Genomic DNA, 15,306 nt, shown 5'->3' with positions numbered 1-15,306 from the left:
ACCCCAACGTGTCCCGATCCGTGGCCGGTCAGCTCTCCGTCGAGCGCCGCGCCGACGACCTGCGCCGACTCCGTGCCGAGCGATTCGACGTGCTGGTCATCGGCGGCGGGGTGACCGGCGCCGGGGCGGCGCTCGACGCCGCGTCCCGCGGGCTCAAGGTGGCCCTGGTGGAGGCGCGCGACTACGCCGCCGGCACCTCCAGCCGGTCCAGCAAGCTCATCCACGGCGGCCTGCGCTACCTGGAGCAGTTGGAGTTCCACCTGGTCCACGAAGCGCTCACCGAGCGCGGGCTGCTCGCCACCCGGCTCGCGCCGCACCTGGTGCGCCCGGTGCCGATCATGGTCCCGCTGCCCGCCGAGGGCGGCCTGCGCGACCTGCCCCGGCGGTTCTTCCGCCGCTCCTACTACGGCGCCGGCGTGGCCGCCTACGACGCCTTCGCCGGGGTGTTCGGCGGCGGGCGCGGCATGCCGCTGCACCGGCACCTCAGCCGCGAGGGCACCCGCCGGATCTTCCCGAGCCTGCGGGCCGACAAGGTGGCCGGCGCGATCCGCTACTACGACGGTCAGGTCGACGACGCCCGCCTGGTGGTGACCCTGGCCCGCACCGCGGCCAGCCTCGGCGCGACCGTGGTGACCAGTGCTCGGGCGGCCGGGCTGATCCGGCAGGCCCGCGAGGTGACCGGGGTCCGGGTCCGCGACCTGGAGGCGCCCGCCGGCTCGCCGGACGCCGAGTTCGAGGTACGCGCCCGCACGGTGATCGCCGCGACCGGCGTGTGGAGCGACGACATGTCCCGGATGCTGAACGACGTCGGGCTGCGCCCCGGCGTACGGGTCCGGGCCTCGAAGGGCGTGCACCTGGTGGTGCCCCGCTCGGCGATCACCGGCGAGACCGGCCTGATCCTGCGGACGGCCACCAGTGTGCTCTTCGTCATCCCGTGGGGCGGACACTGGATCATCGGCACCACCGACACCGACTGGCGGCTGGACCGGTCCCATCCGGCGGCCACCGCCAGGGACATCGACTACCTGCTGGAGCAGGTCAACACGATGCTCGACCGGCCGCTGACCACCGCCGACATCGAGGGCGTCTACGCCGGGCTGCGCCCGCTGCTGGCCGGCGAGGCCGACTCCACCTCCAAGCTCTCCCGGGAGCACGCGGTGGTCGAGCCGATGCTCGGGCTGCTGCTGGTGGCCGGCGGCAAGTACACGACGTACCGGGTGATGGCCTCCGACGTGGTCGACCGGGCGGTGCACCGGCTCGGCTGGACCCGGCCGTCGCGCACCGCCGACCTGCCGCTGCTCGGCGCCGACGGGTACGCGGCGATGTGGCGGGACCGGGCCGACCTGGCCCGCCGGCACGGCATGCCGGTCGGCGTGGTCGAGCATCTGCTGGAGCGGTACGGCACGCTCACCCGGGACCTGCTCGCCCTGGTCGACGCCGACCCGCTGCTGGGTTCCCCGCTGGCCGGCGCCCCCGAATACCTGGCCGCCGAGGTGACGTACGCGGCCCGCGCCGAGGGGGCGCTGCACCTGGAGGACGTGCTGACCCGGCGTACCCGGATCTCCTTCGAGACCAGCCACCGCGGCCTGGAGTCGGCGGAGCACGCCGCGGAGCTGATGGGCGCGGTGCTCGGCTGGGACGAGGTCACCCGCGCCCGCGAGGTCGCCCACTATCGGGCCCGGGTCGAGGCGGAGCGGCTGTCGCAGGAGATGCCGGACGACGTGGCCGCCGACGCGGCCCGGCTGGGCGCGCCGGACGTCCGCGGTTTCGCGGCCGATCGGGGTGTCGACGGGGACAGCGCCGAGCTGCCGTCTTCCCGGTGACCGGCGGGTAACGTCGGTACGGAGGGTACCGGGCGCTACCTACGGAAGTGTAGGTTGCCGTGCGTGGTTCGCCCATCCTGGTCGCGCGTCCTCGCTCCGTCCGCCGGCGTTCTGCTGGCGATCATCCTGACCGGCTGTTCGGTGTTCGGCCGGGCCGAGGGTGCCACCACACCCGGGCGGCCGGGCGGAGACCCGACCGCGGCGGCGGGGCGCCGGGTCTCGCTGGTGCAGAAGCTGGGCACGGACGGTCCGGTCCGGACACTCGACGTGGACCCGAGCGGCCGGTGGCAGTGCCGGGACTGCGCCGGCGACGGGGTCGACTCGACCGGCCAGCTCAACCCGGAGCAGACCCAGCGGTTGCAGCGGATGCTCGCCGATCCGGCCCTGGCGAAGGAGACCGACGAGGCCCGCCAGTACAAGCAGGGCTGCATCGACGCGTTGACCTCCAGCCTGCTGATCCCGCCGGGGCTGACCGTCACCACCCAGGACTGCCCGGGCGAGCCGAAGCCGCCGGTGGCCTACCAGATCCTGCTGCTGCTCACCCAGACCACGCCGGCCGAGGACAAGGGCTGACGGTCAGCACACCTTGCCGGGGTTGAACAGCCCCGCCGGGTCGAGCGCCGCCCTGATCGCCTGGTGCACCCGGACCCCCACCGGGCCGATCTCGCGGGCCAGCCAGTCCCGCTTGAGCAGCCCGACGCCGTGCTCGCCGGTGCAGGTGCCGCCGAGTTCCAGGCCGAGCCGCATGATCTCGTCGAAGGCCCGCCGGCCGCGCGCCACGCTGGCCGGGTCGGTGCGGTCGACCACGATGTTCGGGTGCATGTTGCCGTCGCCGGCGTGCCCGACCACGCCGATCGGCACGGCGCACTCCTCGGCGATCCGGGCCACCCCGTCGAGCAGCGCGGCGAGCGCGCCGCGCGGCACCGCCACGTCGTCGATGACCAGACCGCCGTTGCCGGCCGGGAAGGTGTCGGCGGCGAACTTCTCCATCGCGGGATGGGCCAGCCGCCGGGCCTGGAGCAGGGCGGCGGCCTCGGCCGCGTCGGTGGCCGCGTACACCTCGTCGGCGCCGGCCGCCTCGCACACCTCGGCGAGCCGGGCCAGGTCGTCCGCCGCCCGGGCGCCGGTGTCCACGGCCGCCAGCAGCAGCGCCTCCGCGTCGGTGCGCAGCCCCATCGGCCGGTACGCCTCGATGGCCCGCAGGTGGGTCCGGTCCAACAGTTCCAGCAGGCTCGGGGTGAGCCCGCGCTCGGCGATCCCGGCGACCGCCGTGCCGGCCGCGGCGGTGGTGGGGAAGACCGCGACCAGGGTCAGCGACTCCTCCGGCACCGGTCGCAGCGAGACGGTCACCTCGGTGATCACGCCGAGGGTGCCCTCGGAGCCGACGAAGAGCCGGGTCAGGTCGTACCCGGCGACGCCCTTGGCGGTCCGCCGGCCGGTGCGCAGCACCTCGCCGGAGGCGAGCACCACCTCCAGGCCGAGCACGTACTCGGTGGTCACGCCGTACTTGACGCAGCACATCCCGCCGGCGTTGGTGGCGACGTTGCCGCCGATGGTGGAGGACTCCCAGGAGCCCGGGTCCGGCGGATACCAGAGGTGGTGCTTCCGGACCGCGCCGGCCAGCGTCGCGTTCACCACGCCGGGCTGCACCAGCGCGATCCGGCTCACCGGGTCGATCTCCAGGATCCGGTCCATCGCCATGGTGCTCAGCAGCACCGCGCCGTCGACCGCGTTCGCCGCGCCGGCCAGCCCGGTCCGCGCCCCCTGCGGCACCACCGGTACGCCGTGCCGGCCCGCCGCCCGGACCACCGCCACGACCTCCTCGGTGCTGCGCGGGCGCACCACCACCAGCGGCGTACCCGCGTCGCAGAGGTCGGCCTCGTCCCGCTCGTGGGTGCGTAGCAGGTCCGGGTCGGTCAGCACGGCGGCGTCACCGAGGGCGGCCCGCAGCTCGTCGAGGAGGGGATTGGCGGCCATGCCGGGAAGGCTAGGTCGGGTCGGCGTGATCATCAACCGGGCGTACCGTTGGTCGCCATGTTGTACGTCGACCGGCCCGCGGTGCCCTCGCGGGGTCGGCTCTGGTCGCACCTGGTCAGCGACGTGTCGTACGCCGAGCTGCACGCCTTCGCCGAGGCGCTGGGCGCGCCCCGCCGGGCCTTCGACCGCGACCACTACGACCTGCCGGCCGAGCGCTTCCCGATGGCCGTGTGGCTCGGCGCCCGGGTCGTCCCCTCCCGCGAGCTCGTCCGCCTCCTCCACACGTCCGGCCTCCGCCGTCCCAAACACCTCCACCGCCCGCCGGTCCCGTCGCCACGCATGGCTGACCAACCCGCGTGATCTGTCTCCTCGGCTGGCGTGGGGCGGTCAGGTGCGCAGGGTGGCGAGTTCGCGGGTGAGGTTGGCGCGGGCGGGGGTCTCCCAGCGGGCGTGTGTCTCGGGGAGGCGGTAGAGGGTGGGGAGGGCCAGCAGGGCTTCCAGCACCGTCGCGCGGCCGGCGCGGAAGGCCCGGTCGGGGACGTGGGCGTACTCGCGGCGGACGGCGGCGGCGTAGCGGTCGTAGGCGGCGGGCGGGGCGGCCAGGATCGCCAGGTCGGCGTCGCAGAGCAGGGCGCCGTCCGGGTCCTCGGGCGGCACCGCGTGCCCGGCGGTGAGCAGCACCAGCCGGCGTACCTCGGTCACCGCCGCCGCCGGCAGCCCGGCCTCGGCGAGCAGGTGGCCGGCCAGCTCCGCGCTCGCCCGCTCGTTGGCGTCTCCGCCGGCCCGGGGGTCGTAGACCGCGTCGTGACACCAGGCCGCCAGCCGGACCAGGTCCGGGCGGCGGGCCGACCCGGCGTACGCGTCGGCCACGTCCAGCACCGCCCGCAGGTGCGCCACGCCGTGGTAGTGCCGGTGCGGCTCCCGCCAGGCGGCGAGCAACCGGGCGCCGGCGTGCTCGACACCGGCCGGGTCGGACGCGCCCGCCGCGCGGGCCGCGTCCCGCCAGCGCTCGATCAGCTTCTCCACCGGGTGCAGTCTGCCGCACCAGGTGGAAACGCGAGGATTCACCGGGTGCGGGGCGGGTAGTCCCGGCCATGGCCGAGGCCCGGGAGCGACGACGATTTCCGTTCCTGCGCCGTACCCCGCTCCGGGAAGGGCTGGTCGACCTGGACGGGCCGCGCATCGCCGAGGCGATGGACGAGCTGCGGAACCGCAGCAAGGCCACCCTGCACGACCGGTTGCACCGGGTGCGTACCGCCGCCGGGCTGGCCGTGCAGGCCGGCCTGGCCGCCGGGCTGGCCTACCTGGTCTCCCACCGCCTACTCGGCAACCCGCAACCGGTGTTCGCGCCGATCTCCGCGGTCGGCACCCTGGCGGCCTCCGTCGGTCAGCGGTTCCGCCGGACCGTCGAGCTGATCATCGGGGTCGCGGTCGGGGTCGCGGTCGGCGATGCCCTGATCTACCTCCTCGGCACCGGCGCCTGGCAGCTCGGCCTGGTGGTGACCTCGGCGATCCTGCTCACCATCTTCGCCGGGGCCAGCGTGGCCATCGTGATCCAGGCGGCGGCCACCGCGGTGCTGATCGTGACGCTCAGCCCGTCCACCCAGAACCTGGAGTTCCCGCGCTTCGTCGACGCGTTCATCGGCGGTGGCATCGCGCTGGTGGTGACCGCGATCCTGCTGCCGCTCAACCCGCTCCGGGTGATCAACCGGGCCGCCCGGCCGGCGTTGGACCTGCTCGCCGTCCAGCTCGACGTGTGCGCGGAGGCGCTGCGAAGACGGGACCGGAACGCGGCGCAGCAGGCGCTGTACCGGCTCCGGGAGAACAAGGAGGAGTTGGCGGCGCTCTCCGAGGCGATCGAGGGCGCCAAGGAGACCATCACCATCTCGCCGGCCCGCTGGCACCGGCGCAGCGAGCTGACCCACTACGCGGAGGCGGCCGAGCCGATCGACCGGGCGATGCGCAACAGCGGCACGCTGATCCGCCGCTCGGTCACCATGATCGAGGACGAGGAGCAGATCCCGGAACCGATGCCCGACTCCATCGCGCACCTCGCCGAGTCGGTGCGTCTGCTCCGGCACGAGTTCGCCGCCGGGGAGGAACCGGAGAAGGCCCGGGAGCGGTCACTGCGCGCGGTCAGCGAGGCCGGTCGGGCGTACGCCGAGGGCGTGGGCTTCTCCGGCAGCGTGGTGATCGCCCAGGTGCGTACCACCGCCAGCGACCTGATGGTGGCCTCCGGCATCGACCAGGAGGAGGCGAACCGGCTGATCCGGCAGGCGTTCGGCGAAAAGGAGGAGCGCACCGGCGAGACCACCGAGCAGAGCCCCGCCCCCAAACCCCCCACCGCACCCCCCGTCGGCTGACTTCCCCGTCGGTCCGCGTGGGCGCTGATTCCCGGAAAGGATGCCCATTCAGCGCCTCATGGCCACTCTTTCCCTGAATCAGCGCGGATCTTGAAGGGGGTGGGTGGGGTGCGGGTCAGGGGAGGGTGGCCAGGGCGGAGAGGAGGGCGTCGACGTCGGCTTCGGTGGTGCCGAGGCCGAGGCTGGCGCGTAGCGCGGTGGGGGGCAGGTCGGTCCGTTCGGTGCGGGCGGCCGCCTCGGACAGCAGCCGCCGGGCCAGGGGATGGGCGCAGAACAGCCCGTCCCGCACCCCGATCCGGTGCACCCGGGCCAGGTGGGCGGCGACGTCGGCGGAGTCCCGCCCGGCGACCACGAAGGAGACGATGCCCACCCGGGGCGCGTCCGGATCGAAGGTGCGCAGCTCCACCACGTGCGGCAGGGTGGCCATTCCGTCCCGCAGCCGGGCCAGCAGCGCCTGCTCCCGGGCGTGCAGGGCGTCCCGGTCCGCGTCGGCGAGCGCGGCGCAGACCGCCGCCAGCGCCACCGCGCCGAGCAGGTTCGGGGTGCCGGCCTCGTGCCGGGCCGGCCCGGTCGCCCAGCGCACCTCGTGGGTGGCCGCGCCGACGTGGCTGGTGGCCCCGCCGCCGGCCAGGTACGGCGGGGCCGCGTCCAGCCAGTCGCCCCGCCCGACGAGCACGCCCGCGCCGAACGGGGCGTACAGCTTGTGGCCGGAGAGCGCCAGGTAGTCCACGTCCAGCGCGGCCAGGTCCACCGGGGCGTGCGGGGCGAGCTGGGCGGCGTCCACCAGGATGCGGGCGCCGTACCGCCGGGCGACCCGGGCCAGCTCGGCCACCGGCCAGCGCTCCCCGGTCACGTTGCTCGCCCCGGTCACCGCGACCAGCACCGGCAGGCCCGGCCGGGCGTCGCGGGACAGCTCGCCGAGGGCGGCGGCGAGCGCGCGTACCGCCCCGGCGGGGGTGGTCGGCACCGGCAGCCGGACCGAGCCGCGCGGCCAGGGCAGCAGGTTGGCGTGGTGCTCGCCGGCGAAGGTGACCACGGTGGTGCCGGCGGGGAGCGCCCGGGCCAGCAGGTTGACCGCGTCGGTGGTGTTCCGGGTGAAGATCACGTGATCCTCGGGGCGGGCGCCGACGAAGTCGCCGACCGTCTGCCGGGCCCGCTCGTAGGCCAGGGTGCACCGCCGGGAGAGCGCCCCGGCGCCGCGGTGCACGCTCGCGTACCAGGGCAGCAGCTCGGCCACCGCGTCGGCCGCGGCCCGCGCGCACGGCGCGCTGGCGGCGTGGTCCAGGTTGATCTCCCCTGGTACGCCGAGCACGCCGAGCGGATCCGGCCGGGTCGGCGCCGGCGGGGTGGACAGCGTGGGCAGCGAGGGTACGAGGGTGATGGTCATGCCGGAGCCTCCCGGGTCCAGGGGACCCCGGGGTATGGGCACCGGGACGGGGTCCGCGCTTGCCCAGCACGCGGTTCGGGCTGGGCCCGGTCATCACCCGGGGCACCCCACCGCGAACTCGACGAGGGTTGCCGGCCAGCAAGCCGGGGCTTGACGCTGGCACTCGTGACCTGCCCCGGAGCATAGCGGGCGGAATGCGGCCGGAGAAGAGGGCCGGGGATGACTACGCTGACCGCATGGCCGACACCCCGCCCGGCGGAGCCCTGCCGCCGCCGACCGCGCCCGCCGCCCCGCCGCCGGTGTCGTCGACGCCCCGGATGCCGCCGCGCCGGCGCGCCTGGGGACGGATCCTGGCGCTCGCCGGGGTGGTGCTGCTGATCGCGGCCGGCGCGGTGTTCATGGTCTTCACCCTCGGCGAGAGCCTGGGCGCGCAGGCCCTGCTGGTCGGCGTGATCGCGGCGATCCTGCCGGTGCCGGTGCTGGTCTCCTGCTTCCTCTGGCTGGACCGGTACGAGCCGGAGCCGCTGAAGTATCTGATCTTCTGCTTCGCCTGGGGCGCGTTCGTCTCGACGTCGATCGCGATCAACGTCAACGAGTTCTTCGCCGGGGTGTTCAAGAACGCGGGCCTGCCCACCGCGCTGACCGCCGTGCTGGTCGCGCCGTTCATCGAGGAGCTGACCAAGGCGGCCGGGCCGATCCTGCTGCTGATCTTCCGGCGCCGGGAGTTTTCCGGGATCACCGACGCGCTGGTCTACTGTGGGCTCTCCGCCATCGGCTTCGCCATGGTGGAGAACATCCTCTACCTGGGCGGGTACGGCTACCGCACCGGCGTCGAGGAGTACGGCCCGGCGACCGGCGCCCAGCAGGTGATCGCCATCTTCATCGTCCGGATCCTGCTCTTCGGCTTCGCCCACCCGCTGTTCACCTCGATGACCGGGGTGGGCCTCGGGGTCGCCGCCCGCACCGCCGACCGGCGGGTACGCGTCCTCGCCCCGATCGCCGGCCTGCTGCTCGCGATGATGCTGCACGGCACCTGGAACCTGCTGCCCTCGCTCGCCGCCGCCACCGGCCAGCCGCTGATCGCCCTGTACGGCTACATCGGCGTGATGGTGCCGATCTTCTTCGGCATGGTGGGGCTGGCGATCTGGCTGCGCGCGTGGGAGGGGCGGCTCACCGAGCGGACCCTGCCGGACTACGTCCGGGCCGGCTGGCTCACCCCGCCGGAGGTGGCCGCGCTGGGCAGCCTGGGGCGGCGGCACGCCGCGCGTACCTGGGCGCGGCGGGTGGCCGGCGACGGCGGGGTGAAGGCGATGCGCGGCTACCAGTTCGCGGCCACCCGGCTGGCGCTGCTGCGCGACGGCATGCGCCGGGGACTGGACCGCAAGCCGGCCGAGCGGGAACGGACGGTCCGGGAGGAACGGGAGTTGCTGGACGCGATCGCCGCATACCGGTCGTTCTTCGTGGGGCGGGACCCGCAGGCGCCGGTCGGGGTCTGGGACGGGCAGCGCTACCACCTGCGGTTCCCGGACGGGTCGCAGCGGCCGGTCGAGGCGCCGGACGAGCCGGTGGTGCCGATCCCGGTGGTGCTCGCGCCACCCCCGCCCCCGGCCTATCCCACCGGCTACGGCCCGCCCGGCTGGTACGGCCCGCGCCCGGCCGCCCCCTGGCCCCCCGGCGCCTGACGGCCCCCGCCGGGGTCAGCTCATCAGGCCGGTGAGGAAGTCGCCGAAGCCTTGGAAGATCGCCATCAGGGCTGCCCCGATCCCCTTGAAGAGCTGCGCGGCACCGTCCGGCCGGAACGCCATGAAGTAGATCAGGAATATGACGAATCCCCAGGTCAGTATCTTCTTCACGAGTACCGGCATGGTCCCTCCCCAGGGCGCTGAGGTGCCTGGGCTTCCCGCCGGACAGCGGTGCAAACGGCGCCCGGGGGCGGGCGGGGGGTTCTAGAGGTAGAGGCCGGTCGAGCCGGTCGACTCGCGATCCACCCGCTCGGCGGCGACGGCGTGCACGTCCCGCTCGCGCAGCAGCACGTACGCCCGGCCGTGCAGTTCGACCTCGGAACGGTCGTCGGGGTCGAAGAGCACCCGGTCGCCGGCGACGATGGAGCGCACGTGCGGGCCCACGCCCACCGCGGTGGCCCAGGCCAACCGCTTGCCCACCGCCGCGGTCGCGGGGATCACGATGCCGGCGGTGGATCGGCGCTCACCCTCGCCGTTCTCCGTACGCACCAGCACGCGGTCGTGCAGCAGACGGATCGGCACGCCGGTGTCGAGGTTCTGGTCGGCGGTCACGCGAAGACGCTACCGCGTGCGCCACGGTCGATCCTCCGGTGGTTGGGTGCGACGGGGGAGGGGCAATGTGTGGCGGAGCCGCCCTAGGGTGGGGCGGACAGACGTATCCTGTCCCCCCTGTGACGTGGGCGGGCCAAGTTTGCGGGAGGTGCGCTTGAGCCGCTTCGAGGCGCTGCGCGGACGGCTCCGCCGCGCGTACGAGTCGGGCCGGGAGTCGGCGCGGGCCGGCCGGGTCGACCCGGACGACGCGCCGGAGGAGTCGGGCGTGGCCTCACCGTCCTCGCCGGGCCCGGCGGCCCCGGCGGCGGCGACCGTGGTCGGCGCGGAACCGCCGGCCGCGCTGCACGCCACGACGTCCAGCCGGGACGACACGGAGGTGCCGCACGCGCTGCGGATCGCCGCGGCCTGGTCCTGGCGGCTCATCGTGGTCGGCGTCGTGGCCTGGGCGCTGCTCAACATCATCGGCACCATCCGTATCGTGATCATCCCGCTGACGGTGGCGCTGCTGCTCTCCGCGCTGCTCGCCCCGGCGGTCGGCTGGCTGCTCAGGGCCCGCCTCCCCCGGTCGCTGGCCACCGGGGTGGTGCTGGTCGGCGGCCTGGCGGCGGTGATCGCCACCCTGACGCTGGTGGTGAACGAGTTCATCCAGGGCGTGCCGGAGCTGAGCGAGAAGACTTCGCAGGGCGTCCGGCAGATCCAGAACTGGCTCAAGACCGGCCCACTGCACCTGTCCGACAGCCAGCTCAACCGCTACATCGACGAGGCCCAGGGCTGGATCAACGGCAACACCTCGAAGTTCACCAGCGGTGCCCTCTCCACCGCGGCGACCCTGGCCGAAGTGCTCACCGGCACCGTCCTGGTGCTCTTCGCGACCTTCTTCTTCCTCCGGGACGGCAACAAGATCTGGCGCTTCCTGGTCCGGCTGCTGCCGGTGGCCGCCCGCTGGAAGGTGGACGACGCGGGCCGCGCCTCCTGGGCGACGCTCGGCGCATACGTCCGGGCCACCGTGCTGGTCGCCTTCATCGACGCGGTCGGCATCGGGATCTTCCTGGTCATCTTCCACGTCCCGTTCGCCTTCCCGCTGGCCGCGCTGGTCTTCCTGGGCGCGTTCATCCCGATCGTCGGGGCGGCCCTCTCGGGCGTGGTGGCGGTGCTGGTGGCGCTGGTCGACAGCGGGCCGGTGACCGCGTTGATCATCCTGGGCGCGGTGATCGGGGTGCAGCAGGTCGAGGGGCACGTGCTCCAACCGCTGATCATGGGGCGGGCGGTGGCCATCCACCCGCTCGCCGTGATCATCGGCATCGCCGCCGGGGTGGTGCTCGCCGGGATCGCCGGCGCGCTGGTCGCGGTGCCGCTGATCGCGGTGCTCAACACCGCCGTCCGCCGGCTCGCCGCGCGTACCGTGCCGGACACCCCGCCGGACGCCGTGGTGGTCGCCGCCCAGGCGCCCTGACCGCCGTACCACCGACCGGGCCCGGCTCCGCGCCGGGCCCGTCGCGTTTCGCCGCATCCCGGGCTTTGCCGCCGGCCGGGCCACGCCGGGTCGGGCGGTTCAGGTCTTGGCGAGGCGTTCCAGGGCGCCCCGAGCAACGTCGGGACGGGTGGTGTACCAGAACGGCGGCAGCGAGCGCCGCAGGAACGGCCCGTACCCGCGGGCGGTCTCCAGCCGGGAGTCGAGTACCGCCACCACGCCCCGGTCACCGGTGGCCCGGATCAGCCGGCCGACACCCTGGGCCAACCGGACCGCCGCGATCGGCACGCTGACCGCGGCGAACCCGGAGCCACCGCCGGCGTCCACCGCCGCCGCCCGGGCCGCCGCGAGGGGCTCGTCCGGCCGGGGGAAGGGCAGCCGGTCGATCACCACGAGTTGGCAGGCGTCACCTGGCACGTCCACCCCCTGCCAGAGCGACATCACGCCGAACAGGCAGCTCTCCCGCTCCTCCCGGAAGCGGCGGACCAGCAGCGGCAGCGCCTCCTCGCCCTGAAGCAGCACCGGCAGGTCGGTCCGCGCGCGGAGCAGCTCCGCCGCCTGCTGCGCGGCCCGGCGCGAGGAGAAGAGTCCGAGGGTACGCCCACCGAGCGCCTCCACCAGCCCCAGCAGCTCCTCGCCGGCCGCCGCGGGCAGCCCCGAGACGCTGGGGCGGGGCAGCTGCGCGGCGACGTACAGGATGCCCTGCCGGGCGTAGTCGAAGGGCGAGCCGACGTCGAGCGACCGCCAGCCCGGCCCCTCGGTGGCCGGGACCGTGCCGACCGCGGCCCGGCTGCCCTCGGTGCTGGCCACCGGGGCGGGGGTGGTGGCGCGGCCGGCGGCGGCCGCGGTGGCCAGCGCGGCGGCGGCCGGGGACGGCGGGGCGGGCGGTGGCGCCTCCAGCCCCAGCGCCCGGGCCACCGTGTCGAAGCGGCCGCCCAGCGCCAGGGTGGCCGAGGTGGCGACCACGGTGCGCTCGTCGTACAGGTGGGTGGCGAGGGTGCCGGCGACCGAGAGCGGCGCGACCACCAGCGCCCGGCGGCTGCCGTTCTCCGGCTTCTCCACCCAGGCCACGTCGTGGTCGGCCTCCTCCAGCAGGCGCTGGGCGGTGGTGGAGAGCTCGTCCAGCACCGCCTTGGCCTGCTGCTTGCGGACCGGGTCCGGGTCGTCCGCCTTGACCTCGCCGATCGCCTCCAGCGCGGCCCGGGTCGCCGCGTCGAGCAGGGTGCACGCCTCGCGCAGCGCGGGCGGCAGGCCGGCGGTGAGCCGCCCGGCCGGCGCCTCGGCCAGCCCCACCGCCAGGGCGTCACCCGCCTCGGTGAGCCGTTCGGCGACCTCCGGCCGGAGCAGCGGCCGGGCCCGGCGGGCGGACCGGTCGATCAGCTCGGGGACCAGCTCGGCCTGCGCCGCCGAGGAGACCCGGTCGGCCAGCTCGTGCGCCTCGTCGACGATGAGCAGCTTGTGCGGCGGCACGATGTGCCGGCCGGCGAGCATGTCGACGGCGAGCAGGCTGTGGTTGGTGACCACGATGTCCGCCTCACGGGCCCGGGCCCGCGAGGCCTCCGCGAAGCACTCCTGCCCGAACGGGCAGCGGGTCGCGCCCACGCACTCCCGCGCCGGCATCGAGACGGTCCGCCAGATCTGGTCGTCGACGCCCGGGTCCAGCTCGTCCCGGTCGCCGGTGGCGGTCTCCTCCGCCCAGTCGCGCAGCCGCTGCATCTGCTTGCCCAGCCGGCCCGCCTCGCCGAGCCACTTGGTGCCGCCGCCGGGCCGAGGGGCGTCGAAGAGGGTGTCGTCCGGCTCCTCCTCGGTCGAGCTGTCCAGCCGGGCCAGGCAGAGGTAGTGGTGCCGCCCTTTCAGCACCGCGAAGGTGGGGCGGCGACGGAGCAGCGGCTCCACGGCGTCGGCCAGCCGGGGCAGGTCGTGGTCGACCAGCTGGGACTGCAGCGCCAGGGTCGCGGTGGAGACCACCACCGGCCCGTCCACGGTCAGCGCCGGTGCCAGGTACGCCAGCGACTTGCCGGTGCCCGTGCCGGCCTGCACCAGCAGGTGCTCGCCGGACGTGACGCTCCGCTCGATCGCCTCGGCCATCTGCTGCTGGCCCGGCCGGGCCGCGCCGCCGGGGACCGCGCCGACCGCCGCGGCCAGCAGCTCGCCTCCGCTGGGCCGGGCGCCCCGACGCTTTTTGGGCACGGCGGAACCGGTGGCGGTGCGAGACGGGGTCACCGTGCGACCGTACCCGCCCGCCCCGACACCGCCCGCGTGCCGCCACCGCGTGGCGTGGTTGGCAGGTCGCGTCCGGTTACCTGCCGATCGCGTCGCGTGGCCGGAATCGGTTAGGGTGCCAGTCATGCCGAGCGACGTGGTCCGCGTGATCTACCGCAAGTACGACGGCAGCGCGCACCGCGACTACCCGGCCCGCCGGCTCGCCGAGGACGACCTCGGTGTGTGGCTCGGCGTGCCGGCCGGCACGGAGTCGGTCTACCATGGCCGGCCCTCGGTCGAGCAGATCCCGTTCGTCCTGCTGGTGCCCCGGCACGGCTGGTGGACCGGCATGTTCAACCCGCCGCCCCGGACCAGCGAGGTCTACTGCGACATCGCCACCCCGGCCCGGTGGGAGGGGGAGGAGACGGTCCACCTGGTCGACCTCGACCTCGACGTGGTGCGCCGCCGGGAGACCGGCGTGGTCGAGCTGCGGGACGAGGACGAGTTCGCCGAGCATCGGGCGCGCTGGGGCTACCCCGACGAGGTGGTGGCCGAGGCCGAGGCGGCGGCCCGCTGGCTGTTCGGCGCGCTCGGCGACGGCACCGAGCCGTTCGCCACGTCGTACCGGAAGTGGCTGGCCCTGGTGGTCTGAGCCGGCCTCACCACCGCAGCGGCCAGACGTCGTCCGGCCCGAGCTCCGGCAGGCGGGTCAGTTTCTCCGGGTTGAGCTGGTGGAACACGCCGGTGATCCGCCCCTCGTGCACCGCGTACGCGCTGACCATGCGCAGCGTCTGGTCCTCCCGGTAAGGCGTCTCCAACTGCCAGCCGAGGGCGCCGTCGACCAGCACCGGCCGGGCCCGCAGCCGGTCACCGTACCGGCCGACCTGGCGGTAGATGCCGAGGATGAAGCGGCCCACGGTGTCGGCGCCGAGAATCGGCCGGCGGCCCGCCGGCAGGTGCCCGCCGCCGTCGCCGATCAGCACCACGTCCGGAGCGAGCACCTTCACCAGCCGGTCCAGCTCGCCGGACTCCACGGCGGCGGTGAAGGCGGCCAGCACCCGCCGCTGCTCGGCCAGGTCGGCGGTGTGCCGGGGCGCGTCGGGGGCGGTGACCGCCCGCCGGCCGCGCGAGGCGAGCTGCCGGGCCGCGGCCGGTGTGGTGCCCAGCACCTCGGCGACCGTGACGAACGGCACGGCGAAGACGTCGTGCAGGACGAACGCCACCCGCTGCTCCGGGCTCAGCCGCTCCAGCACCACCAGCAGCGCGGTGCCGAGCTGATCGGCCCGGACCGCCCGCTCGGCCGGGTCGGGCGCGAACCCGTCCGCCGTCGGCACGTCGCGCACCACCGGCTCCGGCAGCCACTGGCCCGGGTACGCCTCCCGGCGGACCCGGGCGGAGCGGAGCACGTCGAGGCAGATCCGCGAGCAGGTGGTGGTGAGCCAGGCGCGGAGCTGCTGCACCTGGGCGCGGGCGGCCGGATCGGCGAGCGCGCCCGCGTACCGCAGCCAGGTTTCCTGCACCGCGTCCTCGGCCTCGCTCCGGCTGCCCAGCATCCGGTACGCGACCGCCAGCAGGCGCCCTCGCTCCGCCTCGAACTCCGCCGCCAGATCGCCCACGACCCCCCGCTCTCTCCCCACGCCCACATTCTCCCCGTCCCACGGGACGTCCCGCCGCCCCCCACAACGCGATACGCCCCCCTCCCGCCCCCCCTCCCGCCCCCGCCTCCCGTCTCTCTCGCCTCCCGTCCCTCCCGCCTCCCGTCCTCCGCCTCCCGCGCGCCTCGCCGCCT

Annotated in this window: 14 protein-coding genes and 1 riboswitch; of the genes, 7 read left to right on the top strand and 7 right to left on the bottom strand. The window is 75.0% G+C overall.

Going from position 1 to position 15,306, the window contains the following annotated elements; all coding sequences use genetic code 11:
* Positions 1-8 precede the first annotated feature (8 nt).
* A complete protein-coding gene (locus ACZ6S5_RS04725) occupies positions 9-1,823 on the top strand; it encodes a glycerol-3-phosphate dehydrogenase/oxidase (protein WP_465997853.1) in 1,815 nt (604 codons plus the stop codon).
* 63 nt (positions 1,824-1,886) lie between these two features.
* On the top strand, positions 1,887-2,396 hold the full coding sequence (locus ACZ6S5_RS04720) for a hypothetical protein (protein ID WP_465997740.1): 510 nt from the start codon (positions 1,887-1,889) through the stop codon (positions 2,394-2,396).
* 3 nt (positions 2,397-2,399) lie between these two features.
* Here ACZ6S5_RS04720 and ACZ6S5_RS04715 read toward each other — a convergent pair whose 3' ends face one another.
* Complete coding sequence (locus ACZ6S5_RS04715) at positions 2,400-3,800, bottom strand: FAD-binding oxidoreductase (protein ID WP_465997739.1); 1,401 nt, start codon at positions 3,798-3,800, stop codon at positions 2,400-2,402.
* Between the two features lie 57 nt (positions 3,801-3,857).
* Between ACZ6S5_RS04715 and ACZ6S5_RS04710 the strand changes: the two genes are divergently transcribed.
* Positions 3,858-4,160 (top strand): DUF4031 domain-containing protein, encoded by a 303-nt coding sequence (locus ACZ6S5_RS04710; protein WP_465997737.1) that lies wholly within the window; start codon positions 3,858-3,860, stop codon positions 4,158-4,160.
* Between the two features lie 27 nt (positions 4,161-4,187).
* Here the strand turns inward: ACZ6S5_RS04710 and ACZ6S5_RS04705 are convergent, their stop codons facing one another.
* Positions 4,188-4,826, bottom strand: coding sequence for an HD domain-containing protein (locus ACZ6S5_RS04705; RefSeq protein WP_465997735.1), 639 nt, complete (start codon positions 4,824-4,826; stop codon positions 4,188-4,190).
* 68 nt (positions 4,827-4,894) lie between these two features.
* Here ACZ6S5_RS04705 and ACZ6S5_RS04700 point away from each other — a divergent pair, with 68 nt between their 5' ends.
* Positions 4,895-6,163 carry an FUSC family protein gene (locus ACZ6S5_RS04700; protein ID WP_465997733.1) on the top strand — a complete coding sequence of 423 codons (1,269 nt, stop codon included), beginning with the start codon at positions 4,895-4,897 and terminating at the stop codon, positions 6,161-6,163.
* 115 nt (positions 6,164-6,278) lie between these two features.
* Here ACZ6S5_RS04700 and ACZ6S5_RS04695 read toward each other — a convergent pair whose 3' ends face one another.
* A complete protein-coding gene (locus ACZ6S5_RS04695; RefSeq protein WP_465997731.1) occupies positions 6,279-7,550 on the bottom strand; it encodes an aminotransferase class V-fold PLP-dependent enzyme in 1,272 nt (423 codons plus the stop codon).
* A gap of 50 nt (positions 7,551-7,600) precedes the next feature.
* Positions 7,601-7,721: riboswitch (SAM riboswitch) on the bottom strand.
* A gap of 23 nt (positions 7,722-7,744) precedes the next feature.
* Between ACZ6S5_RS04695 and ACZ6S5_RS04690 the strand changes: the two genes are divergently transcribed.
* Positions 7,745-9,232, top strand: coding sequence for a PrsW family intramembrane metalloprotease (locus ACZ6S5_RS04690; protein ID WP_465997729.1), 1,488 nt, complete (start codon positions 7,745-7,747; stop codon positions 9,230-9,232).
* Positions 9,233-9,247: 15 nt separating this feature from the next.
* Here the strand turns inward: ACZ6S5_RS04690 and ACZ6S5_RS04685 are convergent, their stop codons facing one another.
* Both ACZ6S5_RS04685 and ACZ6S5_RS04680 read right to left on the bottom strand, forming a co-directional pair.
* On the bottom strand, positions 9,248-9,415 hold the full coding sequence (locus ACZ6S5_RS04685; protein ID WP_465997727.1) for a hypothetical protein: 168 nt from the start codon (positions 9,413-9,415) through the stop codon (positions 9,248-9,250).
* An 81-nt stretch (positions 9,416-9,496) separates the two neighbouring features.
* Positions 9,497-9,844 (bottom strand): GroES family chaperonin, encoded by a 348-nt coding sequence (locus ACZ6S5_RS04680; protein ID WP_465997725.1) that lies wholly within the window; start codon positions 9,842-9,844, stop codon positions 9,497-9,499.
* An 88-nt stretch (positions 9,845-9,932) separates the two neighbouring features.
* On the opposite strand from ACZ6S5_RS04680, the gene ACZ6S5_RS04675 reads away from it, so the two are divergent.
* Positions 9,933-11,297: an AI-2E family transporter gene (locus ACZ6S5_RS04675; RefSeq protein WP_465997723.1), complete on the top strand. Its 1,365-nt coding sequence runs from the start codon at positions 9,933-9,935 to the stop codon at positions 11,295-11,297.
* Positions 11,298-11,396: 99 nt separating this feature from the next.
* Here ACZ6S5_RS04675 and ACZ6S5_RS04670 read toward each other — a convergent pair whose 3' ends face one another.
* A complete protein-coding gene (locus ACZ6S5_RS04670) occupies positions 11,397-13,538 on the bottom strand; it encodes an ATP-dependent DNA helicase (RefSeq protein WP_465997721.1) in 2,142 nt (713 codons plus the stop codon).
* Between the two features lie 124 nt (positions 13,539-13,662).
* Between ACZ6S5_RS04670 and ACZ6S5_RS04665 the strand changes: the two genes are divergently transcribed.
* Positions 13,663-14,169 (top strand): DUF402 domain-containing protein, encoded by a 507-nt coding sequence (locus ACZ6S5_RS04665; protein ID WP_465997719.1) that lies wholly within the window; start codon positions 13,663-13,665, stop codon positions 14,167-14,169.
* A 7-nt stretch (positions 14,170-14,176) separates the two neighbouring features.
* On the opposite strand, the gene sigJ is transcribed toward ACZ6S5_RS04665, so the two are convergent.
* Positions 14,177-15,133, bottom strand: a complete 957-nt coding sequence (gene sigJ / locus ACZ6S5_RS04660; RefSeq protein WP_465997851.1) for an RNA polymerase sigma factor SigJ — start codon at positions 15,131-15,133, stop codon at positions 14,177-14,179.
* Between the last annotated feature and the right edge of the window lie 173 nt (positions 15,134-15,306).

The organism is Micromonospora sp. NPDC051924 (assembly GCF_055586005.1).
Note: the sequence above shows the minus strand (reverse complement) of the source record. Positions and strands in the feature narration are given on the sequence as shown.

Coding starts and splice junctions, on each gene's coding strand:
- ACZ6S5_RS04665 (WP_465997719.1), top strand. CDS start 13,663: ATGCCGAGCGACGTGGTCCGCGTGATCTACCGCAAGTACGACGGCAGC.
- ACZ6S5_RS04685 (WP_465997727.1), bottom strand. CDS start 9,415: ATGCCGGTACTCGTGAAGAAGATACTGACCTGGGGATTCGTCATATTC.
- ACZ6S5_RS04700 (WP_465997733.1), top strand. CDS start 4,895: ATGGCCGAGGCCCGGGAGCGACGACGATTTCCGTTCCTGCGCCGTACC.
- ACZ6S5_RS04695 (WP_465997731.1), bottom strand. CDS start 7,550: ATGACCATCACCCTCGTACCCTCGCTGCCCACGCTGTCCACCCCGCCG.
- ACZ6S5_RS04690 (WP_465997729.1), top strand. CDS start 7,745: ATGCGGCCGGAGAAGAGGGCCGGGGATGACTACGCTGACCGCATGGCC.
- ACZ6S5_RS04710 (WP_465997737.1), top strand. CDS start 3,858: ATGTTGTACGTCGACCGGCCCGCGGTGCCCTCGCGGGGTCGGCTCTGG.
- ACZ6S5_RS04715 (WP_465997739.1), bottom strand. CDS start 3,800: ATGGCCGCCAATCCCCTCCTCGACGAGCTGCGGGCCGCCCTCGGTGAC.